This is a genomic window from Streptomyces sp. NPDC057702, assembly GCF_042799315.1.
GTDB lineage: Bacteria > Actinomycetota > Actinomycetes > Streptomycetales > Streptomycetaceae > Streptomyces.
Genome location: NZ_JBHVJC010000023.1, coordinates 34,929 through 59,803, shown reverse-complemented (window position 1 = coordinate 59,803; position 24,875 = coordinate 34,929). Strand labels below are relative to the sequence as shown.

The window sequence follows — 24,875 nt, the reverse complement described above, 5'->3', positions numbered from 1 at the left end:
TCACCGGGGGCACGCGGCGGGTGGGTCAGGCGCTCACGTGGCCGGTCCCTCGTCGACCAGGCCCAGCTCGGGGTCGTACCGGAGCGTGCGGCCGGCCAGGGTGGCTCGCCCGTCGGAGCACAGGATGAGGACCCGGGTGTGTGCGAGCGGGGTCCACCCCCAGGGCCGCCGGGTGGGCAGGTCCCGGCGGCCCGCGCCGTGGCACGACGGGGGCAGGCCCACGGTGGCGGCCGTCACCGCGGCGCACAGCGCGGCGTCGGGGCGCTCGTTCTCGCCGAACTCCGTTCCGTCCACCGTGCGCAGGACGTCGCCGTCCTTGGTCAGCAGCGCGGCCCGCTCGCCGGCGTGGTCTTGGACCACGGCGTCGAGGTCGTCGGGGCCGCCGGAGAACCGTTGGGTGAGCCGGTGCAGGCCCTCCAGGGTGGCGGTCTCGCGCGCCCCTCGTCGGGACAGCACGCGCTCGTCGGCCACCACCGCGCGCGACCGCCGTTCCTCCTCCGCCGCGCGGCGGGCCACCGCGACCGTCTCGCGCCAGCTCCCCGGCACCACGTCGGCCAGGTGACCCGTCTCGTCCGTGTCGTCGTACGCGGCCGCCACCAGGCCGGGCACGTCGGCCGGGTGGGACCAGGCGTGCTCGGGCCGCGCGGCACGGCGTACGTGGGCGGCGGCGAGCAGCAGGGCGTGGCGCCCGTACCGGTCCTCGGCCGCCGCCGGGAAACGGGGTACGGGGACGTGGGCTCCCGGGCCGCCCGGCGGGGTGGGGCCGGCGGTCGCGGGCGGCGCGGCGGGCGCGGCGGCCTCGGGTGCGGGGGCGTCTCCGTCGGCGTACCCGGTGACGATGACGCGCGGTGTGCGCAGCCGCTCGGGGCGGGGCGCGTGGTCGCCACGGTGCAGTCGGCCGACGCGTTGCAGCAGGAGGTCCAGCGGGGCCAGGTCGGTGAGCAGCAGGTCGGCGTCGAGGTCGCAGGACTGCTCGGCCACCTGGGAGGCGATCACGACCATCCGGTGGGGGCGCGGTGGCGGGGTGGTCTCGCCGGGCCGGGCGGGCCGCAGCACGTCCAGGCACTCCGCCATGCGCGTGGCGAGTTCGGCGGCGGTCAGTTGCTCGTGCAGCAGGACCACGCGGGTGTCGGGGAGGTGGCCTCGCACGCGCGTGTACAGGCTCTGGGCGCGGTCGGCCGAGTCGCGGATGACCAGGGCGCAGCCCCCGTCGGCGAGTTCGGCGCGCAGCCGACCGGCCACGGCCGCGTCCGAGACCGCGCGAGCTCGGGCGTGCGCGGCCGGCCCGGCCCCGGCCGCCGGCACGGTCTCCGGCATCGGTTCGACGCTCAGCGGCACCGAGGGGCGGCGGGCGGTCGTCGTACGGGTGAGGCTGGCGGGGCCGCCCGGGGTGGGCCAGACGGCGGTGACCGCCGGCTGCTGGTCCGGGTGGGCCAGGGCGTGGTGGTCGGGTTCCTCACGCCGCGCGGCGCCGGCCAGGTACGCGTCGGCCAGGGCCTGCCGGTGGGCGGGCGGCAGGGTCGCGGAGAGCAGCACCACGGGCACGCCAGCCTCACCGAACCAGCGCAGTCCCTCCAGCAGGAAGCGGGAGCCGCTGACGTCGGCGGCGTGCACCTCGTCCAGCAGCACCACCTTGCCGAGCAGGCCGGCCATCCGGAGCATGACGAACTTGGTGCGGGTCGCCGCGTGCAGCAGCGTGCTGGTGGGGCCGACCACGAACGGGCACAGCAGGCCGCGGTCGTAGCCGAAGAACCAGTCGGCGGGCGTCTGTCGTGGCACGGCCCGCACGTCGCCGCCACCCTCCGCGCCGGGTTCTCCGTCCTCGTCGCAGGTGCCGACCGCCGCCCGCTGGCGCTCGGCGGGGGCCGCGATCAGGGCGCTCCACTCCCGCATGAGGTTGCGCTGGCCGTGCAGGAGGGCGACGTGCGGGGCCAGTTCGGGGTCGACGCGGCCGACCCACTCGCGGACGTGGGCGAACAGCGGGTCGTTGGCCGACCACTCGGGCATGCCGACGAAGACGCCGTCGGCGCCGAACTTCGACGCCAGGATCTCCGTCGCCATCAGCCCGGCCCAGGTCTTGCCCTCGCCGGTGGGACCCTCGACGACCAGCAGCCCGGGCGCTTCCATGGCCCGCGCCGTCTCCATGGCCAGGGTCTGCACCGGGCGGGGCGGGTGCTGGAAGCGTCGCTCGAAGGCGTCGGCGGGCGGGGTGGGCAGTGTGCCCCAGCCGCCACGCAGGCCGATGCTCCGCCACGCGGCGGCGGCCCGCTCGCGCGCGCCGGCCATCCCGACCCGCGCGAAGTCGTCGATGCCGGGGAACTCGGCGGTGCCGCTGGCGATCCAGTCGGCCATCACCACCAGTCCGCTGACCATGAGCTGGAGCGCGCGCGAGGGGACGGCCACGGGGGCCACGGCGGCGACGGAGGGCAGCCCGAGCTGCTCGGTGACGTAGCGCAGGTGGGTCAGGCGCGCCCGCGCCCAGCGCTCGCCGCCCTGGAGTTCGCCCAGACCCTTCGGCGCCGGCTCCAGCTCCTGCGCCGCGTGCAGGATGCCGTGGTGGCCGGCCACCAGCGGCCACACCCAGGCGATCTGCTCGGTGGGCCAACCCTCCTCCCGTAGCAGCGGGATGAGCAGGTAGCCGCCGGCGGCGCCGTGCCGCCACGGGACCCTCGGGACGAGCGAGGGCCAGGTCAGACCGGCCGCGTGCAGCGAGGGCGGGTAGCCCTCAAGCCGGCACTGGAAGGCGGGCGTGACCTTGCCGAGGTCGTGGAGGCCGCAGATCCACGCCAGCAGGGTGCGGCCCCGGCCCGGGCCGCCGGCCGCCTCGTCGAGCTGACGGCGCGCGGCCGGGGCCAGGTAGTCGTCCCACAGGCGCTCGGCGACGGCCGCGGTGTCCAGCAGGTGGGTGGCGACCAGACTCATGGTCTCGTCGCTGCCCCGCCGGGGCGTCTTGGCCACGCAGACACCCAACGACACGGCCGGGTCCCACGCGTCACGGTACGGCCCGTCGGGCATGCCGTCCCTCCCTCGCCTCGTCGCTGTGGTCAGGGCGTCCCTCTCGGTCCGCTCCGCCATCGTTTACGGCCAAGCTGACCAGCCGGGACCACCGGTCCCACCCCCGGTGGCATCATGCCGCCGTGACGGACGACGACCTGGCCCTGAGCGTGAGTTTCGGCCACGATCTGCTGACGGACTGGATACCCGACGCGCTCGGCGCGACCGATGTCCTGCGCGGGCTGGCGGCCGGGCGCGCGCCGGGCTCGGGCGCGTTGGCCGTCGAGTGGTTGCGGGTGCCGCTGGCCCACCGCCGCGAGGTCGTCCCCGTGGTCTCGACCGCCGTCCGCGCCCGACTGCACCACGCGACCGAGCGCGCGCTGCGCGGCGTCACGGCACCACCCGAGGTGTTCAGCTACCGGGGCCCGGGCTGGGACTACACCACCGCCTTCCGGCGGCGCGGCGAGCGCCTGCGGGACCTGGCCGGGCGGGACGACCTGCCGCTGGTGCTGGGCCTGGACGTCCACCGCTTCGGCCGCTCGCTCCCCCTGGCCACGGTGCTGGGCGCGTCCTGGATGAGCGAGCAACTCGGCGCGTTGGTCAGCCAGTTGCACGCGGCGGCCGGTCACGTCGTCTTCTCCAGCCACCGCTGGGCCAACCGCGTCGGCGGCGCGGCGCTGGCCCCGGTCGACGCGACGCTGGGCGGTCTGGTGCCGGGCCGGTGGCTGCGCTGGGCCGACGACTGGCACGTCTTCGTACGCGACGAGGCCGAGGCGGACCGGGTGCGCGAGGCGGTGCGCGAGGCGCTGGCCGCCCTGGGGCTCACGCTGGCGTCGGCCAAGGGCGGCCTGCGGCCGGCGGCCACGGTGTTGGCGGGGCCGGCGCGGGACGTGGCGGGCGCGCCGAGCAGGGTGTGGCGGGCGAGCACGCGCGAGGACGACCTGCGCGGGATGCGGTTCGCGCTGCCGCGCCTGCCCCCAGACCCCCGGGCCTCCCGCGAGGTGCCGGCGGCCGTGCGGAAGTGGCCCGCACTGCTGCCCCGGGCCGTGATGTACCTGAACAGGGCGGTGGACACCACGGACGGGCGGGCGGCGGTGGCGGAGCTGCTCGACGGCGTCGGGCGGGACCGGTACGCGGCGGCGCGGCTGCTCGCGCTGGCGAGCCGGTACGCGGAGGTCGCCGACCTCGTACCGGACGCGGTGCTGGAGTTGGCCGCCGACGACCTCTCGCCCGTGGGCCTGCGCGAACTGGCGACCCGGGTCGCCGTCCTGGCCCGCCGCCCCCACCTCGCCCCCGACCCGACCCCACGCCTACGCCCCTGGCTGAGCGCCGGCGGCCACGCCGGCGACTCCCCGCCGAGCGTGGATACGCTGCTGTGACGCCCGCGCACCGGGCCGTCGAGAGCGGGCGGACGCGGGCCCGGGGAGTAGGCGGCGAACCGGGGCTGTCACGTGGCCGGGGTGGGCGAGTGCCGGGCGGGCGGTGTGCGCGGAGCGGTCGGCGGGCGCCGGGCAGCGGTGAAGGGGCGCGGCTCGGGGTCGAGTCCGCACGCGAGGCCGTACGCGGGTCGCGGGGCGCGGGGCGGGCGACGGGCCCGGGCAGGGGACGGGGCCGAGGCGGGTTCGGGCGCGGGGCACGGTGACGGGGGGTTTCGTGAGCAGCGGCCGGGTCGATGACGTACGCGACGCGCGAGCGGAGGGGGCGGGTCCGGTCATGGCCGGCAGCGGGACCACGGCGCGGCCGGGGGGTGCGCGCGGTGCCTGGGGGGCCGCCGACTGGGCCGCCCTGGCCAGAGCCGACCGGGAGCAACTGCGCACGATCGGCGTGGTGGTGGCCACGCTCGACAGCGCGTTGCCCAGCGGACGTTGGCATCTGAAGGGGTCGACGGCGCTGCTCGGCTGGCTCGGGCCGGTGGCCCGGATGCCGGGCGATGTGGATCTGGCGGTACCGGCCGGCGCGGGGCGCGAGCTGCTGCGGGGTGCTCCGCTGCCATGCGGGCCGGGCGGCGAACGCGTGCGGCTGTCGCGGGCGGAGCCGGTGGTCTTCAGCTCACCGGGCCGGGCCGCGGTGCATCGGGCACTGGTGGAGGTGGCGGGCGAACGGGTCGACGGGTCCGTGTTGGTGAACGTGCTGCTGGTCCCGGAGGCCACGGCCGCCCGCGACACACGCACCGCGCCGCTGGCCTTCCCCACCGACGCGGGCGCCCACCCGGTGCCCGCCGCGACGCTCAGCCGATGCCTGGCCCAGAAGCTGCTGCGGTACACACGGCAGCGCGAAGCAGGAAAGATCAACACGCGCTGGTCCGACCTCGCGGACTTCCTCATCGCCGCCGCCGGCCACCGCGCCCCGCGCCTGGACCTGGACGAGCTGCGCCGGGACGTGGCGGTCGAGTTCGCGGCCATGGGCCGCGCGTGGCCGGCCGCCCTGCCCCCGCCGCCACCGGAGTGGCTGGACTTCTGGGACACGGCCACCTTCCGCGCCGGCTGGCCCTTCGGCCGACTGCCCGAGGCGGTACGCCGCCTCGCGGCCTTCTGGGCCCCGGTCCTCGCGGCGCCGGCCGCACCGTACGACCCCACGCACGCGCCACCCGCGACGCCGCCGGGCGACCTCGCACCCACGCCGACGGACGCCACCGCCCCGCCCCGGTCCTGGTCCCCCACCGCGTGGCGGTGGCAGCCCACGTGAGCCACCCCGGGCCTCGACCGCCGGGCACACCGCGGCCGACGCGCACCCGGGGCAGTGGACCGACGGGGGCGCGGCCCACTGGCAGGGCGGCCAGAGCGCCCCCTACCGGGCCTCCGTCGTGGTGAACAGGCGCTCCAGGTGGTCGAAGTGCGCGGGAGGCAGGTGGCGTCGCCAGTCGGCGCGCAGGCGCCTGGCGTGGGTCAGGTGGTGGGCGCCGGGGGCGCCGGGGCCGGCGGTGCCGAGGGCGGCCAGGAAGTCGAGGGTGGCGTCCGCCGCGTCGGGGGGCAGCGGCTGCCCGTAGAGGTGCAGGAGGCGTTGGGGGTGTCGCGTGCCCTTGAGGGTCTTGGTGACGTGCAGGCTGAAGTGGGCGCGGCGGCGGGCGTCCGCCGGCCCCGCCGCGCTCCCCTCGCCCGCCGTCATCGGCGCGGCCCCCGCGCCGCTGTGCATCTGGCCCGCGCTCCACCGGTTGGCGCGGGCCACCGCCGCGCGGAGCGCGTCCGCGTCGGTCACCGTGCCCGACAGGCCGTCGCCGAGGGTCGCGAACAGCCGTCCCGTGCCCGCGAGGCCGTCGCTGATCGCCCGCAGGTGGTCGGCGAGCACGGCCTCCCGCGCGGCGCGCGACGGGTAGGCGCGGCGGACGAGGTCGGCGACGGGCAGCGGCGCGCGGTGCCACGCGGTGGCCAGCGGCAGCAGTTCGCTGGCGTTGCCCCGGGTGAGTCGGGCGCCGTCGCCGGCCCGGGAGGTGGTGCCCCACTCGATGTCGTGCACGTCGGTGACCGTGAACAGGCCACGCGCGCCGCCCGCCACGCGCCCCGACGCGCCGTCGGCCGACAGCACGCCCGGCAGCCTCGGATCCTCGCCGTCGCCCGCTCCCGCCCGCGTGGGCTGCCCGTCCAGCGGGCGGACCAGCACGCCGGCCAGCAGCGAGGCGCTGGCCGGCACGGAGAGCAGCTCGGGAACCCGGGCGAGCGCTTCGGGCGCCCGCCGCCAGGGCAGGTCAGGCCGGTCCCGGCGCAGCCGGGCGGCCATGGCGACGGCGTAGCAGGCGCGCAGCAGGGCACCGCGCCGCTCGGCGGCCCCGCCGGCGCCCAGCGGCACGTGGTCCCACGCCCAGCCGTGCCGTACGCCGCGCGCGCCCGCGACCAGCGGGGCGGGCACGGGCTCCCGGGGCCCGTCCGGCGCGGTACGGACCAGGACCAGGTCCTTGCCGTAGTACGCGGGGTGCCAGGCGGCGCCCGCCGCCCGACCGACGGCGGCCAGGCTGCGGCGTACCCGCTCCAGGCCCGCCTCGTGGTCGCCGTCGTCCTCCACACTGGCCCGCAGGGCACTGGTGACGACGATCAGCGTCACGGCCCGGTCACCCGAGTCGGCGACGTGCGCCAGCACGTCCCCCGCGTCCGCGCAGTCGGCCGGGAAGCCGGGTGCGTGCCGGGGCGGCCAGCGGTACGCGGGGGTCACGCCCGCCTCCGACCCTCGCGCGCGGCACGCGGTTCCCCACACGCGGCCCCGGCGCCCACGGGCCGGCCCGCCGGGCCCTCGAAGCTCCCTACAGCCACAGCCACAGCCGCCACCTCCGCCCGCCGAACCGACCGGCCGCGCCCGACATCCCGTGGAGACCACACCGCGCTCACTCCCGCCACGTCTCCCACTGGAAGAGGTGGACGAACAGGCGCCGCAGGCCGGGGAAGACGAGCAGGAGCAGGGCGATGGTGACGCCGGTGATGACCAGGGTGAGGGCGAGGGCGGCACCGCCCGAGCCGGGCAGTCCCTGCCAGATGCCGAGCCCGACGCTGAGGGGTAGGCCCACGGCGGCCAGCAGCCCCAGGATGGCGTTGCTGGCCTCCGTCTCCCTCGACAGCACCTGCCGGGAGAGTTCGCCGAGGTCGTCCTTGAGTGACTGCACCTCGTCCGCCAGGCCCGCGCTGAGCCGCCAGGTGCGCAGGAGCGTGGTGGCGGTCTCGGTACGGCCGAAATCCGCCGCCCAGTAGCCACGCCGGAACACCAGCAGGTCGCGTTCCAGTTGAGCGACCACCCGCTGGCGTGGCATGCCTTCGGCGATGCGCGCCACCTCGGCGCCGAAGGCCGCCAACACGATCTCGTGCAGCCGGGCCAGGGCCAGGGCGTCGGCGTACAGGGTCGCCACCGAGTGCGTGGCGCCGTTGTAGTAGTTGCCCCGGTCGTCCCGGCCGGGGTCGGGCTCGCTGCCGACCAGCACCAGCCCGCGCAGGCCGAGCACGCCGCTCACCTTGCTGGGGAGCTGGAGCCGCAGGGTTTCCAGCTTGGCCCGCGCCTCCGGCCCCGGGGGGAAGTTCGTCGCGTGGTACATCTGCCACAGCCACTGGTCCACCGCGCTCCAACTCTCCGAGCCCGGTGGGGTGCTGTCCGTGGTGAGTCGTGGCAGGTCGCCCCGGGCGGTGAGCAGGGTGCAGTAGACGGCCTCGCGTTCGGCGGTGGAGATGCGGCAGCCGGGCGGGAGCTGGTCGGCGGCCCACGCGCGGTGGACGCCGTCGGCGTGGTGCGGATCGAGGTCGGCGCAGTTCCGCAGCGCTCCGGGCATCTGTGCCGGTGGCTTCGCCGGCAGGCTGCCGTGGAGGAGGGCGACGCCGTTCGCCGTCGGGCTCACGTCCATGCGGCGCAGCATGCCGAGCGCCGAGTCGTTGAGGCGGATCAGCTCGACGGCACTGAGCACGAAGCCGCCCGGGGAGGGTCGCGGGTCGACCTCCTCCGTGTGCCAGCGCACCGTGGGTTCCCACAGCAACGGCACCAGTCGCTGATCCGTGTGGCCCACCCGGCGACGGGTCGAGGAGTCGACGTCGCCGCTGCCGCGACGGCGACGCCAGACGCGCACCAGCGGCCCGGGGTGAAAGGGAGCACCCGGGGGTTCGTCGATCCGTACGGCGATGATCAACACGGTGTCCCGGCGCACCAGTACGTCGGGGTCGGCCGTCCCGGGCGCGCCCCCCGGGGCCCCGCCTCCCGCGCCGCCGTCGGCCGGCTGGCTCATCCGAGAAGGTCCAGTGCCGCGCGCAGGTGCCGGTGGCGTTCGGCCGCGTCGACGTACCGCCACTGCCGGAACCCCTCGGTCACGGGACCGCGCACCAGCACCCGGGGCGCCTCGCGTACGGGCCGGCCCCGGGCGACCAGCGTCAGCGTGCCGGGGGCCGCTCCCGCGCGGTGCAGGGTGTCCGCCACCATGCCGTAGTGCCCGCCGGCGGGCACGGTGTGCGTGCGGGCCGACGTCACCCGCACCCGGCGGGCGTCGCCGGCGTCGAAGTGGAAGCCGCCGTCCCGGGGGCGGTAGCGCACGACGTCGTACGCCTCGGGGGCGTAGGCGGCGGGGGCGGCGGCCGGGTTCGAGGGGGCGGGCGGGGCGTCGGGGGCGATCTCGACGAGCGTGTTGTACAGCTCGCCGGCCAGCACCGTGGCGGCGAAGTCCCAGCGGTGGTCGTGGATCTGCGCGTCCTCGCCGCCGGCCTGCCACACGTGCAGGAACAACCGGCGCCCGTCGGTGCGGAGTTGGGCCAGGGGCAGCTTCACGAAGCCGTTCGGGTGCGCGATGGGGGTGGGCGCGGTCGGTGGCCGGAACGGGGCTTCGTAACGGTCGTGGAGCGCCGCGCCGAGCGCAGCCCGGGCGAGTTCGGCCGTCACGGGGGCGACCGTCGTCGCCGGGTCCGGTGCGGGCGTCGGCCCGGCGCCGGTGGCCCCGCGCTCCCCCGGCCGCGCCCGCACGACCTCGCGTCCCGTCAAGCTCACCACTGGCCCCCTCCCGCACCTGGGCGGGGCGCGTCCGCCCGCCGTGGCGAGCGTAACCAACCGACCCCCGCCCCGACGGCCGGCCCGGCACATCCGCCCGCGACAACGGCCGAATGCGCGGCCGGCGCGCGCACCGGCGCGCGCGTCAAGGGGGCGGAACAAGCCGGGGCGAACGGCCGGGCCCGCGGAAGTGGCGGGCGGGCGTCGGCCCGTCGGCCCGCCTGCCGTTACGCTCTCCCGGATCGGCCGGGACGGCGCGCGGCCCACGCGGAGCCGGGCCGGCCGGCGGCCCGCGTACGCGGGCTCGCGGGCCCCGGCGATCGGGGACGGCGCGCGGGAAGGAGCGGGACCGGTGGGTGACGACAAGGACGAGGACGCTGCCCGGCCTTCGCCACAGCGGGGCCGCAGGCGCGGCCAGGGCGAGTTGGAGGCGCAGGTCATGCGGGTGTTGCAGGAGGCCGGCGAACCGGTCACCGCGGCGCGGGTGCGCCAGGATCTGGGCGACGACCTGGCATACACCACGGTCGTGACGATCCTGACCCGGCTGCACGGCAAGCACAGCGTGACCCGGCGCCGTTCGGGCCGGTCCTTCCGGTGGGCGCCGGCGGCCGACGAGGCGGGGCTGGCCGCGCAGCGCATGCGGCGCGTGCTGGACGGGCACAGCGACCGGGACGCGGTGCTCGCCAGCTTCGTGTCCGGCCTGTCGGCCGAGGACGAGCGGCTGGTCCGGGAGTTGCTGCACGGCATGCCCGCCGGGCCGGAGGGTGTCGACGACGGGCCGGGCCCGGCCCCCGCCGACGACCCCGCGCGCCGCTACCGCGAACGGGAGCCGTGAGCCGGTGGGTGTCTTCGTCGTCCTCCCGCTGGTCCTGCCGCTCACGGCCTGGCCGATGTCGCGGCTGGCCGAGCGGCGGTTGCACCCGCGTACCGCGACGGTCCTGCTGACCGGCGTCGGCGTGATCCTCGCGGTGTGCAGCACGCTGTGTCTGGTGCTGCTGGTCGTCGTCGGCACCGCGCAGGTCCCCGGCAACCCGCTGCCCGACGGCTGGGCCGACCCGGAGGTGCGGGCGGCCGTGCCGTACGACGAGAACGTCGGCTTCGCCGCCATCGGCGTCCTGGCCCTGGTCTCGGCGGCCTGCGGGCGCACCCTGTGGCGGCACTACCGGGTACGCAACGGGGCCTGGCGCGCGCTCGCCGAACTGCCCTCCGCGCCGCGCCCGGCACCGGCCGCCTCCGCGCCGCCCACCGCCTCGGGCCCACGCGCGGGGAGCGGCACCCTGGCGGGCACCGACACCCTCGTGGGGGCCGGCGGGCCCGCGCTGACCGTGTTGCCGGACGAGGTGCCGTACGCGTACGCGCTGCCCGACCGGTCGGGGTCGGGGCGCGTCGTCGTCTCGGACGCGATGCTGGCCGGGCTCGGCGCCTCGGAGCGGCGGGCGTTGGTCGCCCACGAGCGGGCCCATCTGGCCGGGCGGCACCACCGCTATCTGCTGGGCTCGCGGTTGGCCGCGAGCGCCAACCCGTTCCTGCGCCCGCTGTGGACGGCGGTCGCCTTCAGCGCGGAGCGCTGGGCGGACGAGGAGGCGGCCCGCGAGGTGGGTGACCGGCGTGTGGTGGCCACGGCCGTGGGCAAGGCGGCGCTGATCGCCGGGCCCGCGCCGGCGCCCGGCATCGCCGCGTTCGCGGCGGCCGGCCCGGTGCCGCGACGCATCGCCGCGCTGCTGGGGCCCGTCCCCTCGCCCCGGCTGTGGCCGCCGGCCGACGGTTCGCTGTACGCGGCGGCGCTCATCGCGGCGGCCGGCACCGCCGCCTCGGCCCTCTCCTCGCTGAACGCGGCGGTGGCCCTGTTCGTCGTGCTCAAGGCGGCCACCGCGCTGTGACGCGCGGGACGCGGCGGCGCGGGCGGACCAAGCGGCGTCCGACGCGGCCGGGACGGGTTCGACACCGCCGGGTCGGGTCGGACGCCGCCGGGTCGGGTCGCCGCCGGGGCCACGCGACGAGGGCCGGCCGCGAGCGGCGACGAAGGAAGGGCTGCCCGGCCAGGGGGCGGGCCCGGGCAGCCCCGTGTGGGGCGGGGCCATCAGCGCGCGGTGCGCGCCGCACGGCCCCGGTGGTGCGACGGAAAGCCGCCCTTACCAGGTCAGACGTTGACGCCGAAGTCGGCGGCGATGCCGGCCAGACCGGAGGCGTAACCCTGGCCCACCGCGCGGAACTTCCACTCGGTGCCGTGCCGGTACAGCTCACCGAAGACCATCGCGGTCTCGGTCGAGGCGTCCTCGGTCAGGTCGTAGCGGGCCAGCTCGACGCCGTCGGCCTGGTTGACCACGCGGATGAAGGCGTTGCGCACCTGGCCGAAGCTCTGGCCACGGGCCGCGGCGTCGTGGATCGACACCGGGAAGACGATCTTCGTGATGTCGGCGGGTACGCCGGCGAGGTTGACCTTGACGGCCTCGTCGTCCCCGTCGCCCTCACCGGTGAGGTTGTCGCCGGTGTGCTCGACGGAACCGTCCGGGCTGGTCAGGTTGTTGTAGAAGATGAAGTGCCGGTCGGACGCGACCTTGCCGGAGTCGTTGCACAGCAGGGCGCTGGCGTCCAGGTCGTAGTCGGTCCCGGTGGTCGTCCGCACGTCCCAGCCGAGTCCGACGACCACGGCGGTCAGCCCCGGCGCCTCCTTGCTCAGCGAGACATTGCCACCCTTGGCGAGCGAAACACCCATGATCTGCCCTTCCCCTGTTCCCCTGCGTTGGCTACTGCCGCAAATCTACAACACTGTAGAAATGACGGGCCGGGGGCGACCAGCGACGACGCGGCCCCGACACGGCGATCCCGAACGAACCCACCGCGCCACCCCACACCCGGATACGGCACACCCACCCGCCGGTCCGCGACGGGTGTCGCCACGGGTGGGTCGGTCCGGTATACACCAGGCTGTTGACGAACGGGGGTGGGGTCGCTCCGCCAGGGCGAGGCCGACCCGTGCGCGGACGACGAGACTCCACCGGGGTAGGACCCTCCCCGCGCCGGCGGGGTTGCTCCGGTCCACACCGGGCTGTTCACCGACGAAGGGTGGTCGTCCCCGCACCACGCGGGGTTGGCCCGCGCGAGTACAACGAGAAGGCCACCGAAATCCGGCCCGCCCCGCCCACGCGGGGTTGCTCCGGTCTACACGGCGCTGTTGACCGACGAGGGGTGGTCGTCCCCGCCCACGCGGGGTGGGCCCGGCTCGGGCGCTGGTGGCCCGGTCAGGCCCGGTCGGCCTGGCTCGGGGGGTGGTGGGGCGCGTTCAGGCTCCCGCTTCTGGCCAGTCCAGGAGGCGGGCGCCGATGACGGCGGTCTGGAGGGTGTAGCGGTGGACGGGGTCGCCGGGGTCGGCGCCGGTCAGTTTGCGGATGCGGTCCAGGCGGTAGGTCATGGCGCGGGCGCTGAGGGAGAGGCGGCGGGCGGCCTCGGCGGCCACGCAACCCGTGTCGAAGTAGGCGGCCAGGGTGTCGATGAGGGGCTGGGCGCCGCCGCGGGCCTGCTGGAGGGGGCCGAGGACGGTGCGTACGAGGTCGGTCATGGCCTGCCGGTCGCGGGTGAGGACCGGGTAGACGAGCAGGTCGGAGGCGTTGAGGACGGGGTCGTTCAGGTTCATGCGGGTGGCCAGGTCCAGGGTGTTGAGCGCCTCCTCGTAGGAGTGGACGACGCCGCCCACGCCGGGGTGGGCCCGGCCGATGGCGACCTGGCCGCCGTCGGTCGCCGCGTACGCCTGCTTCGCGAAGTAGCGCAGGACGTCGAACTCGTCGACGGGCGCGATGCAGATCAGCCGGCCGTCCTTGGTGGTGAGCAGGATGCGGCGGTCGCCGAAGCGGGCCAGCAGTGACGACTCGATGCCGCGGGTGACCGGGTCGCCGTCGTCGTACGGTTCAGCGCCCTGGGCCACCGCGACCGCGTGCGCGTGGGCCAGCAGCAGGCCGAAGCGTTCGGCGCGTTCGGCGAGGCGGCCCAGGTCGCTGCGGCCGTAGAGCAGGTCGTCGATGAACTCGCGGCGCGCGGCCTCCTCCTGGCGCACGGCGAGCCGCTGCGCCCGCTCGTACCCCTCGGCGAAGGCGTCGATGGCCTGGGTGGCGGCGGCCAGCAGGTGGTCGGCGTCCGCGTCGCGCAGGTCCGGGCGGACCGCCTGGGCGGTGACCAGGTGGGCGTGGACCAGGGCGCGCAGGCCCAGGCCCGCCTCGGCGGCGCTCTCCCCCCGTGCGCGCAGGGCCACCAGTTCGGCGCGGACCAGCCGCCGGCCGGTGGCGCAGGCGCTGGTGAGGATCTCCGCGTAACCCTCCAGGTAGTCCTCGGGTATGCCGCGTTCCGTCATGGCTCCTCCGCCCTCCGCGCGCCGCCGTCGCCCTGGTGGCGCGCGGGGCTCAAGGGTTGCACGCGGCATGACGGGGGCGGCCATCGGCATTAAGAGGGCGTAAAGACTGCCGGCGCGCGGCAATGCGCGACGCTGCTGTGCGCTGGCAGGATGAGATCGCCGGGGCGGTCGGAACCATGCGGTGCCGGCAGCCGGAAGTGGAGTGTCCCGCTCGACGGGGCACGGAAACAGTCGCGGTCGTGGGCGGGCGTCGCGCTGAGGGGGCAATGACGATGGCCGATTTCCTGGACGTGGCCGCCGGCTTTCCCACCGTGTTGTTCAGCGCCGCCCTGCTGGTCGTGGTCGGCTTCTGGCTGTTGGTCGCCTTCGGGGCCGCCGGCCACGGCACCTTCGACACCGACGTGAACTCCGACGCCCTACACCTGGGCGGGGTGCCGGTGGCGGTGTCGGCCTCGCTGTTCATCGCGTTCGGCTGGTTCCTCAGTCTCGCCGGCTCCCGGCTGCTCGGGGAGGCGGACCTGACCGGCTCCCCGCGGCTGTCGCTGGAGTTCGCCGTCCTGGGTGGCAGCGTGCTCGGCGCGTGGTGGGTGGCCCGCCTGCTGAACCGACCACTGGCCACCCTCTTCCCCGACGAACCCGAGCCGTCCCGGCAGGACTTCATCGGGCTGACCTGCATCATTCGCACCGGGCGGGTGGACGCGAGGTTCGGTCAGGCGGAGGTGACCGCCCGGGACGGCTCCACGGCGCTGGTGCAGGTGCGGCAGAACGACGGGGACCACCTCGCCCTGGGCAGTACAGGGCTGTTGTACGCCTACGACGACTCGGGCGAGTTCTTCTGGGTCGCGCCCTTCGACGCGGCGCTCGACCCCAGAGGCTGACCCGCCCGCGCCGACCGCCCGCGCCGACCCGCACGAGGGGAACGCCCCCACTCGCCGAACGCCCACCCGCGCGATCCGCCACCCGGCCACCGCGCACCACCAGCACCACCACCACCGCCGCCGACCCACCCGCCCGGCCGGCACACCCACCGCCGATCACGACCGGCGCGCCCGACGCCGTCGCGCGCCCCGGCTCCGGCCGCCCGCTTCGCTTTCCGCTCCATCTCTTCTACGGGGACTTTCCATGAGTACCTTCACCATAGGCATCGGCGTACTCGTCGTTGTCGTCCTGCTCATCGCCCTGGTCCTGCTGTTCGTGGCCAGTCGGCTCTTCCGCAAGGTCGAGCAGGGCAAGGCGTTGATCGTGTCCAAGATGCGCAAGGTGGACGTCACCTTCACCGGTCGGGTCGTCCTGCCGGTGCTGCACAAGGCCGAGGTGATGGACATCTCGGTGAAGACGATGGAGATCTCGCGCACCGGCCGTGACGGCCTGATCTGCCGGGACAACATCCGCGCCGACATCCGCATCTCGTTCTTCGTCCGCGTCAACAAGACCGTCGAGGACGTCATCAAGGTCGCCCAGGCCATCGGCACGGCCCGCGCGAGCGACAAGGCCACGTTGCAGGAGCTGTTCAACGCCAAGTTCTCCGAGGCGCTCAAGACGGTCGGCAAGCAGCTCGACTTCACCGACCTGTACACCAAGCGCGAGGAGCTGCGAGACCGGATCATCGAGGTCATCGGCACCGATCTGAACGGCTACAGCCTGGAGGACGCGGCGATCGACCACCTGGAGCAGACGCCGCTGAACCAGCTCGACGCCCACAACATCCTCGACGCCCAGGGCATCCGCAAGATCACCGAGCTGACGGCCGTCGAGCACGTGCGCACCAACGAGTTCCAGCGCCACGAGGAGAAGGAGATCACCCGGCAGAACGTGGACGCCCGCGAGGCGATTCTGGAGCTGGAGCGGCGCCAGGCGGACGCGGAGATCAAGCAGAAGCGGGAGATCGACACCGTGCGGGCCCGCGAGGAGGCCGAGACGGCCCGCGTGGTGGAGGAGGAGCGGCTGCGCGCGCAGGCGGCGTTCCTCAAGACCGAGGAGCAGCTCGGCATCCAGCGCGAGAACCAGGCCCGTGAGGTCGCGGTGGCGCAGAAGAACCGCGAGCGGGTCATCGCCATCGAGAACGAGCGCATCGAGAAAGACCGGCTGCTTGAGGTCATCGCCCGCGAGCGGGAGACCCAGCTGACCCGCATCTCCGCCGAGAAGGAGGTCGAGGGCGAGCGCCGGGAGATCGCCGAGGTGGTGCGCGAGCGGATCGCGGTGGACCGCACAGTCGCCGAGCAGGAGGAGTCCATCAAGCGGCTGCGCGCCGTCGAGGAGGCCGAGCGGGAGCGGCAGGCGGTGGTCATCGCGGCCGAGGCCGAGGCGCAGGAGCAGTTGGTCAAGGACATCAAGGCAGCGGAGGCGGCCGAGCAGGCGGCCATCCACCGCGCGGCCGAGGAGCTGACGCTGGCCGAGGCGCGCACGAAGACGGCCGACATGGACGCGCGGGCCAAGATACGGCTGGCCGAGGGCATCCAGGCCGAGGCGGCGGCCGAGGGGCTGGCGGCCGTGCAGGTGCGGGACAAGGAGTCGGAGGTCGTCGAGAAGGCCGGCCGGGCCGAGGCCGAGGCGACGGCGGCCCGACTGCGCGCCGAGGCCGAGGGCACGCGCGAGAAGGCGCTGGCGGAGGCGGCGGCCATCGGCGAGAAGCTGAAGGCCGAGGCGGCGGGCCTGACCGAGAAGGCGGCGGCGATGGCCGCGCTGGACGAGGCGTCGCGGGCGCACGAGGAGTTCCGGCTGCGCATCCAGGCCGACAAGGACGTACGGCTGGCGGGCATCGAGGCACAGCGGCAGGTCGCCGAGGCGCAGGCCACGGTCCTGGCGACCGGGCTGGAGAGCGCCGACATCAGCATCGTCGGCGGCGAGAGCGCCTTCTTCGACCGGCTGGTCGGGGCGATCTCGCTGGGCAAGAGCGTCGACAGCTTCGTCCAGCACTCGCAGACCGCGCAGACCCTGGCCGGGCCCTGGCTGGACGGCTCGGCGTCGTTCACCGACGACCTGACGAAGGTCCTGACCTCGACGTCGACCGCCGACGTACAGAACCTGACCGTTTCGGCGCTGCTGATGAAGCTGATGCCACAGGGTTCCAGCCAGCTCGACGAGCTGCTGACCTCGGCCCGCAAGCTGGGCCTGGCGGACCTGCCGGTGACCGAGCTGGTCGGCCGTGGCGACGCGGGCGTGCTCGGCGGCGCCGGCGCGAGCCCCGCCCCCGCGCCCTCGGTCAACGGCGCGCCGCTGACCTGAGCGCGCCCCCCCGGGGCGGAACGGCCACCGGGCCGCGCCGCCCCACCGAGCCGACCGCACGGGGGAGCGGTCGAGGTGTCCGGAGCCGCCGCGCGGGGGGCGGCGGCTCCGGACCCGGGTACGCGTGTCGCCTGGGCCGGCGGGGCTGGCGGGGCTGGCAGGGCTGGCGGGGCTGGCAGGGCTGGCGGGGCTGGCAGGGCTGGCGGGGCTGGCAGAGTGCACCACGCGGCGCGCGCGGTGGGGAGGCTTCCGAGGCCCGGCGCGTACGACGCCCGGGGTACGCCTCGGCACCCGGGGGTACGCCTCGGGAACGGGGGTACGCCCCGGGGGCGGCCGGGCGGTAGGGCCCGGGGGCGGCGGGGCGCACGCGACGTACGCGGCGCGGCGTACGGGCACCCGGCGCGGCGTACGCGGGCCCGTGACCCACCCGGGTCCAGCTCCCACGCGCGGGCCGGGCGCCGGTGCGCGAGCCACCCACCCCGTACGCCACACCCACCCCCGCATGCCACGACCTCAGCCACGACGACAGCCACAGCCTCAGCCACAATCACCAGCACCAGCACCAGCACCAGCACCACGATCACACCCACCACCCCGTCCGGCACACCAGAGCCCGCACACCCCACCCACCACCGACCGCGGCGCGTCCCGGACGCGCCGCCAGCCAGAGCAGGGAGTCGAACCAGATGGAGACCGGGACGGGAAGCGGGCTCGACGTCGGCACGTACGAGGTGCTGCGCGACCGGCTGGGGGCGCGGGCGGGCGAGCTGGCGCGGCGGGCGGAGGCCCTGAACGCGGCGCGCGTCGAGGAGTTCGGTTCCACCGAGCTGACGCTGACCGGCACCGAACCGGTGCGTACCGAGCGGGCCAGCGTGGCCCGCGACGTCGTGGCCGTCGGCGAACTGCTGCTGTTCGGCCGCGACGCCGCCACCGGGCCCGAGGCCGGCGCCACCACCGTCGGCGACGTCTTCACCCTCTATGACCGCGAGCTGAACCCGCTGCCCGAGGACGCCGCGCCGGGGCTGCTGGACGATCCCGCCTTCGTCCGCGAGTTCGAGGCGCTCTACCGCTACTACCGGGGCACGCGACTACGTCAACTGCGCCTGCTGGACGGCAAGTTGCTGGCCGTCTTCCAGACCGGCGAGCAGGCCGACGACCTGCGCGTGCTGCGCTGGGCGCTGCCCGTGGACGGGCCGGCCCGCTTCCTGGACGCGCGCGGCGAGCGGGACCACGTCTTCCCCGCCGCGCACGACGTGACGTGGACGGCGACCACGCGCGCGGACCACGTCCTGGGCCGCTTCCCGCACATCGCCATCGACGGCGGCACGCTCTACGTCGCCACCGTCGGCGGGTCGCTGACCGTCAAGACGGAGAACACCACCGAGAGCGGCGACGGCGTCTACCGCGAGCCGGTGGACGAGCCGTTGCAGTCGCTGGCCGACGCGGACGTGGCGTACGCGAGTGTGGGGCCGCTGGTGCTGCTGCGGGTGCGGCCGTACAAGGAGGAGACCTGGCGCCACCTGGTCTTCCACACCGTCACGCACGCCGTCGCGCGGCTGGACGGCATCGGGCGGTCCTGCCAGCGGCTCCCCGACGACCAGGGCATCGTCTTCCCCGGTGGCTACTGCCTGGCCACCGGCGCCGTGAAGAGCTTCGACGCGGACACCGAGGGCATGGAGTTCGCGCACGCGGTGCGCTCACCCAACGGCGAGGACGTGCTGTACGCCTTCCACGCCCTCGCGCGGGGCCGCACGCTGCTGCTGGCGTACAACACGATCCGCGAGGAGATCGCCACCCCGCTGCCCTGCCACGGGTACGCCCTCTTCGACGACGGCACCCTGGTCGCGCTGCGCCCCGAGTCCGACGAGCCCACGCGCGTGCACCCGGTGCAGCTCTGGCGCACCCCGTACGTCTCCGACACCCACGCCGCCAGCGCGACCGCCGGCGCCGGGCCGCTGGCCCGGATCGGCAACGCGGACCTGGTCCGGGGCATCGCGGAGTGCCTGTCCATCGCCCGGCAGGTCGCCGACACGGAGCCCACCGGCGAGATGTACCGGTCGCTGGCCACCGCGTGCGCGCGGGCGGCCGACCGGTTCCACTGGCTCGGCGACCCGGAGGTCGGCGACCTGCGCGGGCCGCTGGCCGAGGTGCGGGAGACGGCCGAGCAGGTGCTCGCGGAGTTCGCGACCGTCCAGGACCTGACGCGGCGGGCGGCCGACGCGCTGGCCGAGAGCGCGGCGCTGGTGGCCCGCCTGGTACGCCGGGTGCGCGGCGAGGCGCCGGCCACCGCCGAGGAGTGGGTGGCGCGGATCGGCGAACTGCGCCAGGCACAGGGCCGGTTGGTGACGCTCAAGGACATGCGGTACGCGGACGTCGAGCGCATCGACGCGCTCGCCGACGACGTCGAGGCCGACATCGCCACCACCGCCCGCCGCGCGGTCGCCTTCCTCCAGCGCGCCGACGCGTTCGACGGATACCGCGCCCAGGCCGAGGAGTTGACCGCCGAGGCGGACGAGATCGGCACGGTCGCCGAGGCCGACCCGCTCGCCGAGCGCATCGCGGAACGCTCGGCCGGACTGCGCGAGGTCACCGAGGTCATCGCCCGGCTCGACATCGGCGACGCCACCGTACGCACCGCCATCCTGGAGCGGATCGCCGAGGTCACCGGCGGACTCAACCGGGCCAGGGCCACCCTGGACGCGCGCCGCCGGGAGCTGGCCGACCGGGAGGGGCGCGCGGAGTTCGCGGCGGAGTTCACCCTCCTCGGCCAGTCGGTCGCGGGCGCGCTCGCCGCGTGCGAGAGCCCGCGCCAGTGCGACGACCAACTCTCCGCGCTGCTGCTGCGGCTGGAAGACCTGGAAGCGCGGTTCGCCGACCACGAGGAGTTCCGGGCCAAGATCGACGACCGCCGGACCGAGGTCAGCGACGCGTTCGCCGCCCGCCGGCAGGCGCTGGAGGACGCCGCGGCCCGGCGCGCCGCCACGCTGGCCGACTCGGCCACCCGCGTCCTGGAGACCCTGACCCGACGCGCCGGCACACTGCCGGACCGGGACGCGGTGGCCACCTTCTTCGCCTCCGACGCGCTGGTGACCAAGGTCCGCCGCACGGCCGACGAACTGCGCGAACTCGGCGAGGGCGTACGCGCCGAGGAGTTGGCGGGTCGGCTGGGGGCGGCGCGCGAGGACGCGCTGCGCTCGCTGCGGGACCGGACCGAGCTGTACGCCGACGGCGGCGAGACCATCCGGCTCGGCGCGCACCGGTTCGCCGTCAGCACCCAGGACGCCGAGTTGACGCTGCTGCCCGACGCGGACGGGCACGGCATGTCCTTCGCGCTGACCGGCACGGACTACCGCTCCCCCGTCACCGATCCGGCCTTCGCCGCCACCCGCGCGTACTGGCGCCAGACGCTGCCCTCGGAGTCCCCCGAGGTCTACCGCTCCGAGCATCTCGCCGCCCGGCTGCTCGCCGAGCACGGCGCCCCCGCCCTGGCCGCCACCGCCCCGGAAGAGTTGGCGCAGTTGGTGCGGCGGACGGCGGAGGAGGCGTACGACGAGGGGTACGAACGCGGCGTCCACGACCGCGACGCGACCGCGATCCTGACGGCGGTACTCCGCCTGCACGACCGCGCCGAGCTGCTGCGCTACCCGGCTTCGGCGCGCGCCACGGCGGCCCTGTTCTGGGCGCACGGCACGACCGCCGCCGCCCGCGCGTCCTGGTCCCGCGAGGCGGTGTCGCTGGCGCGGGCCCGCACGCTGTTCGGCTCGGCGCCGGGCCTGGGGGCGTTGCGAGCGGAGCTCGCGGGGCGGATCGGAGAGTTCACGCTGGCCGGGTGGCCGAGCGGGGGCGGGAGCGCGGGGACGCTGGCGCTGGCGGGTGGAGTGGGCCCGGGTGGGCCCGGTCGTGGCGGCGGGGACGTGGGCGCGGGGGTGGGCGCGCGGGGCGCGGCGGCGGGCGCGGACGGGGGCGCGGGGTCGTTCGGCGGCGGTGTGGCCGCCGGGGCGCTCGGCGGCGCGGGGGCGTCGGAGGCGGGAGCCGGCGCGTCGCCGGGGGCGCTCGGCAGGGGCTTCGGCGGTGCGGGATCGCCCGAGGTGGCGGCGGCGTATCTGGTCGAGGAGTTGGCGCTGGGTGGGGCGTTCGTGACGGGGCCGGCGGCGCGGGAGCTGCTGGACGCGTTCGGGCGCGCGGTCGGGGCGTCCCCGTACGAGGACGACGTACGCGCCCGGCTCGCCGCCGGCGACCCGGCGGCGGCACACCGCCTGGTGCGTGGCTGGCTCACGGCGTACGTCGCGGCCGGGGGCCGCGCGGGGGCGCGGGCCGGCGAGGGCGGCGTGGCCGCCGGGGCCCCCGCACCGGGCGGCGGTGCGCGCGGGGGCGCGGGCCGTACGGGTGGCGCGGGGGCGCCGGGCGGCGCGGAGGGGGCGGACGGGGCGGACCGGGCGCGTGGGGTGGACGGGTCCGATGCGGGCTCGGCCGTCGAGAGCCGGGCCGGCGGGGGGCTGGCCGAAGCGGAGCCCGGCCCGGTTTCCGGTGCGGCTTCCGGTGCGGGGCCCGGCGGGACGTCGGGCGCGAGGGAGGCTTCCGGTACGGCGGCGGCCGGTGCGGTGGCGCGCGGTGCGCTGGCGCGCGGTGGGGCGGCGCCCGGCGTTGGGTCGGCCGGCGCGGGGCTGGCCGGCGATACGCCGGACGGGGATCTGGCCGAGGCGGTGGCCATCGAGGTCTGCCCCGACCTCGACCGGCGCACCGTGGACGCGGAGCTGACCGCGCGCGTGGACGGGCTGCTGGGCGCGCACCCGCGCGTGGTCGGGCGGTCGCTCGCGTTGCGGATCGACGAGTTCCACGCGCGGACCAGCGACTTCGCCACCCGCGTGGTGCCCGGCTTCCGGGCGTACCAGCGGCGGCGTACGGAACTGATCGCGGCGGAGCGGGCGCGGCTGCGGATCGCGGAGTACCGGCCACGGGTCATGTCGTCCTTCGTCCGCAACCGGCTCGTGGACGAGGTCTACCTGCCGCTCATCGGCGACAACCTGGCCCGCCAGATCGGCGCCGCCGGCGACACGAAGCGCTCCGACACCAGCGGGTTGCTGCTGCTCGTCTCGCCGCCCGGATACGGCAAGACGACGCTGGTCGAGTACGTCGCCGAGCGGCTCGGCCTGCTCCTGGTCAAGGTCAACGGGCCCGCGCTCGGCCACGGCGTCACCTCGCTCGACCCGGCCGAGGCGCCCAACGCGACCTCCCGCCGCGAGGTCGAGAAGATCAACTTCGCGTTGGCGGCGGGCAACAACGTCCTGCTCTACCTGGACGACATCCAGCACACCTCGCCCGAACTGCTCCAGAAGTTCATCCCGCTGTGCGACGCCACCCGACGTATGGAGGGCGTGCGGGACGGCGAGGCCCACACGTACGACCTGCGCGGCAAGCGGTTCGCGGTGTGCATGGCGGGCAACCCGTACACCGAGTCGGGCCGGCGCTTCCGCGTACCGGACATGCTCGCCAACCGGGCCGACGTGTGGAACCTCGGCGACGTCCTCACCGGCAAGGAGGAGGCGTTCAAGGCCAGCTTCGTGGAGAACGCGCTGACCTCCAACCCCACCCTGGCCCCCCTCGCGGGCCGTGACCGCGCCGACCTCGACCTGCTGATCCGACTCGCGGCGAGCGACCCGACGGCCCGCCGCGACCGGCTGACCCACCCGTACGCCCCCGCCGAACTCGACCGTGTCCTGGCCGTACTCCGACACGTCCTGACCGCCCGCGAGACGGTCCTCGCCGTCAACGCCGCCTACATCGCGTCGGCGGCCCAGTCCGACGAGACCCGCACCGAGCCCGCGTTCGGCCTCCAGGGCTCGTACCGCGACATGAACCAGATCGCCTCCCGCGTCAACCCCGCCATGAACGACACCGAACTCGCCGCCCTGGTCACCGACCACTACCGCAACGAGGCCCAGACGCTGGGCGCGGCGGCCGAGACCAACCTGCTGAAGCTGGCGGCCCTGCGCGGCACGCTGACAGAGGAGCAGGCCGTCCGCTGGAAGGAGCTGTGCGGGGCCTTGGCCGGCGGGGGCGCCGCCGGAGGTGTCGCCGGGGGCGGCGGCTTGGGTGGGGGTCACCCTGCGGGTGGCCTCGGTGTGGGTGTGCCGAGGGTGGGTGTGCCGGATGTGGGTGTGCCGGATGCCGAGGGTGGGTTCGCTCGCGCGGGTGGCCCTGCGGGTGGCTTGGGGGGTGGCCATGGTGCGGGTGCCGAGGGTGGGTTCGCTCGCGCGGGAGGCCCTGCGGGTGGCTTGGGCGAGGGTGGCTCGGGCGCCGGGGGTGGGCTCGGCGCCGAGGCGGGTGAGGTCGCCGGTGGTGGTGCGGGTGAGGTCGCTGGGAGCGGGCCTGGTCTCGCGGGTGGCTTCGCCGGTACGGCGGGTGTGGGTGGCGCGGTGGGGTTGGGTGAGGCGGTGGCCGCGCTGGGGTTGCTGGCCGACCGCCTCGCGGCCGTCGAGTCGGCCATCACGCGCGCGGCGGACCCCCGCCACCTCCTGAACCGACCTCCGGGCCGCCACGCGGGCGGCCATGCGGGCGGCCATGCGGCCGGGCCGGACGAGGTGGATGCGGCGGGCTCGATTGCCGTACCGGAGACGGGAGTTGAGGGGCAGGAGGAGTGAGACAGGCTGCGGGGGGGGTGACGGGTTATGCGCTGCGGGTGTGGCCCGGGGGCTCTGCGCGGCGGGCCGCGCCCGAGGGGGCTGTGGGTGTGGTCCGGGCTTTACGCGGCCGGCCGCGCCCGAGGGGGCTGTGGGGTGCGAGGGCGGCCCCGCCAGCCCCGACCGTGGGGGTGGGCTTGGCGCCCGGCCTGCCGCGGGTGGGGTGGGGTTGGGCTGGTGACGGCCGGAGCGGGCCCGCCCAAGGCTGGCTACGTGGAGCCGTGGTGCGGCAACCCCGGCCCCCCCCGGCCGGAACGACCGCTTTAGCCAACGGCCCGCTTCCTGACTTGGGTTGGTGCGCGGTCCGGGGTCGGGACGCCAGGTGTGGAGCTTGGGGTGCGTTGGCAACGGAGTACGTCTCCTGCGGGGCGGCGGCCGGTAATCTGGCTCCCGATCTGTCGCTGCCTCGATGATGTGCGGTAAGGGTGAGATGTGCGTGATGTCGCGTTCTCGGGAAGTTGCGGATTCCGGGGCAGCCGCTCCGTAAAGCCCCAGGTCAATTGCTCTGGTCCCCGCGCGCGCGGGGGTGGTCCCGGGTTCGGCAGGTCCGCGTGCGCCCACGGAGGCTGGTCCCCGCGCGCGCGGGGGTGGTCCCAGCATGCGCGCGCGTGCGTCGGCGAGGTCCTTCTGGTCCCCGCGCGTGCGGGGGTGGTCCCGGCGGCGCTGTACTGCGCGTCCGTCATGCTCCCTGGTCCCCGCGCGTGCGGGGGTGGTCTCGACGACGGCGCCCTTCCGGTGGGGTGGGCGCCGCTGGTCCCCGCGCGTGCGGGGGTGGTCCCGCGTTCCCGTTCAACCCGGGCCATCCGGAAGCCTGGTCCCCGCGCCTGCGGGGGTGGCCCCCGCGAAGTCGAGAGGCGCGAGGACAAGAAGCCGCTGCCCCCCCGCACGCGGGGATAGCCCCTGCTCAGGGGTGGCGTAGACGCGAGGCACCGGTTGGTCCCGCTCGCCGGGATGGCCCCTTCATGGCGCCGCTGCTGCTCTACGTCTCGGCCTGGTCCCCGCACATGCGGGGATGACCCTCCGAAGCGGCCGACGTTCAGCACGACGAGTCCGCGCTCCCCGCGAAGGCGGGGCTCCTCACCTCGTCCTCGCGCACGCGGGGATGCTCCTCACCCTAGGGCGACTTCGTTGCCGTCGCCGTCCTCGTCCCCGCGCGCGGGGTTGGTCCCAGCCCGTAGGCGCGCGCCGGCTCC

At 75.9% G+C, this 24,875-nt stretch carries 12 protein-coding genes and 1 pseudogene; 7 read left to right on the top strand and 6 right to left on the bottom strand.

All coding sequences use genetic code 11. The features are described from left to right. Positions 1-33 precede the first annotated feature (33 nt). Positions 34-3,015 (bottom strand): CRISPR-associated endonuclease Cas3'', encoded by a 2,982-nt coding sequence (locus tag ACFVFR_RS19000; RefSeq protein WP_383703003.1) that lies wholly within the window; start codon positions 3,013-3,015, stop codon positions 34-36. A 122-nt stretch (positions 3,016-3,137) separates the two neighbouring features. Here ACFVFR_RS19000 and ACFVFR_RS18995 point away from each other — a divergent pair, with 122 nt between their 5' ends. Then, on the top strand, positions 3,138-4,373 hold the full coding sequence (locus ACFVFR_RS18995) for a hypothetical protein (protein WP_383703001.1): 1,236 nt from the start codon (positions 3,138-3,140) through the stop codon (positions 4,371-4,373). A gap of 274 nt (positions 4,374-4,647) precedes the next feature. Next, on the top strand, positions 4,648-5,679 hold the full coding sequence (locus tag ACFVFR_RS18990) for a nucleotidyl transferase AbiEii/AbiGii toxin family protein (RefSeq protein WP_383703000.1): 1,032 nt from the start codon (positions 4,648-4,650) through the stop codon (positions 5,677-5,679). Between the two features lie 102 nt (positions 5,680-5,781). On the opposite strand, the gene ACFVFR_RS18985 is transcribed toward ACFVFR_RS18990, so the two are convergent. From ACFVFR_RS18985 to ACFVFR_RS18975, 3 genes are all read right to left on the bottom strand, one after another. Continuing rightward, complete coding sequence (locus ACFVFR_RS18985; protein ID WP_383702998.1) at positions 5,782-7,137, bottom strand: hypothetical protein; 1,356 nt, start codon at positions 7,135-7,137, stop codon at positions 5,782-5,784. Between the two features lie 169 nt (positions 7,138-7,306). Next, positions 7,307-8,683, bottom strand: coding sequence for a hypothetical protein (locus tag ACFVFR_RS18980; RefSeq protein WP_383702996.1), 1,377 nt, complete (start codon positions 8,681-8,683; stop codon positions 7,307-7,309). After that, on the bottom strand, positions 8,680-9,432 hold the full coding sequence (locus tag ACFVFR_RS18975) for a hypothetical protein (RefSeq protein ID WP_383702994.1): 753 nt from the start codon (positions 9,430-9,432) through the stop codon (positions 8,680-8,682). Before ACFVFR_RS18975 ends, ACFVFR_RS18980 begins: the two co-directional genes overlap by 4 nt. A gap of 352 nt (positions 9,433-9,784) precedes the next feature. Between ACFVFR_RS18975 and ACFVFR_RS18970 the strand changes: the two genes are divergently transcribed. Together ACFVFR_RS18970 and ACFVFR_RS18965 are read left to right on the top strand one after the other, a co-directional pair. Beyond that, the gene (locus ACFVFR_RS18970; RefSeq protein WP_383702992.1) at positions 9,785-10,267 is read left to right on the top strand and encodes a BlaI/MecI/CopY family transcriptional regulator; all 483 of its coding nucleotides are present in this window, start codon (positions 9,785-9,787) and stop codon (positions 10,265-10,267) included. A 4-nt stretch (positions 10,268-10,271) separates the two neighbouring features. Further along, the gene (locus tag ACFVFR_RS18965) at positions 10,272-11,312 is read left to right on the top strand and encodes a M56 family metallopeptidase (protein ID WP_383702989.1); all 1,041 of its coding nucleotides are present in this window, start codon (positions 10,272-10,274) and stop codon (positions 11,310-11,312) included. Positions 11,313-11,572: 260 nt separating this feature from the next. On the opposite strand, the gene ACFVFR_RS18960 is transcribed toward ACFVFR_RS18965, so the two are convergent. Both ACFVFR_RS18960 and ACFVFR_RS18955 read right to left on the bottom strand, forming a co-directional pair. Then, complete coding sequence (locus ACFVFR_RS18960; protein ID WP_383702986.1) at positions 11,573-12,148, bottom strand: TerD family protein; 576 nt, start codon at positions 12,146-12,148, stop codon at positions 11,573-11,575. Positions 12,149-12,715: 567 nt separating this feature from the next. Next, positions 12,716-13,777: a PucR family transcriptional regulator gene (locus ACFVFR_RS18955; RefSeq protein WP_383702984.1), complete on the bottom strand. Its 1,062-nt coding sequence runs from the start codon at positions 13,775-13,777 to the stop codon at positions 12,716-12,718. 272 nt (positions 13,778-14,049) lie between these two features. On the opposite strand from ACFVFR_RS18955, the gene ACFVFR_RS18950 reads away from it, so the two are divergent. The 3 genes and pseudogenes from ACFVFR_RS18950 to ACFVFR_RS18940 form a co-directional block, all read left to right on the top strand. Next, positions 14,050-14,655: a hypothetical protein gene (locus ACFVFR_RS18950; RefSeq protein WP_383703123.1), complete on the top strand. Its 606-nt coding sequence runs from the start codon at positions 14,050-14,052 to the stop codon at positions 14,653-14,655. Positions 14,656-14,899: 244 nt separating this feature from the next. Further along, the gene (locus ACFVFR_RS18945; protein WP_383702981.1) at positions 14,900-17,002 is read left to right on the top strand and encodes an SPFH domain-containing protein; all 2,103 of its coding nucleotides are present in this window, start codon (positions 14,900-14,902) and stop codon (positions 17,000-17,002) included. A 686-nt stretch (positions 17,003-17,688) separates the two neighbouring features. Next, positions 17,689-23,073, top strand: a pseudogene (locus tag ACFVFR_RS18940) (DNA repair ATPase); the annotation flags it as partial. Positions 23,074-24,875 lie beyond the last annotated feature (1,802 nt).

What these genes read in the sequence shown, in the direction of transcription:
- ACFVFR_RS18950 (WP_383703123.1), top strand. Translation starts at nt 14,050, where the DNA reads ATGGCCGATTTCCTGGACGTGGCCGCCGGCTTTCCCACCGTGTTGTTC.
- ACFVFR_RS18945 (WP_383702981.1), top strand. Translation starts at nt 14,900, where the DNA reads ATGAGTACCTTCACCATAGGCATCGGCGTACTCGTCGTTGTCGTCCTG.
- ACFVFR_RS18980 (WP_383702996.1), bottom strand. Translation starts at nt 8,683, where the DNA reads ATGAGCCAGCCGGCCGACGGCGGCGCGGGAGGCGGGGCCCCGGGGGGC.
- ACFVFR_RS18960 (WP_383702986.1), bottom strand. Translation starts at nt 12,148, where the DNA reads ATGGGTGTTTCGCTCGCCAAGGGTGGCAATGTCTCGCTGAGCAAGGAG.
- ACFVFR_RS19000 (WP_383703003.1), bottom strand. Translation starts at nt 3,015, where the DNA reads ATGCCCGACGGGCCGTACCGTGACGCGTGGGACCCGGCCGTGTCGTTG.
- ACFVFR_RS18955 (WP_383702984.1), bottom strand. Translation starts at nt 13,777, where the DNA reads ATGACGGAACGCGGCATACCCGAGGACTACCTGGAGGGTTACGCGGAG.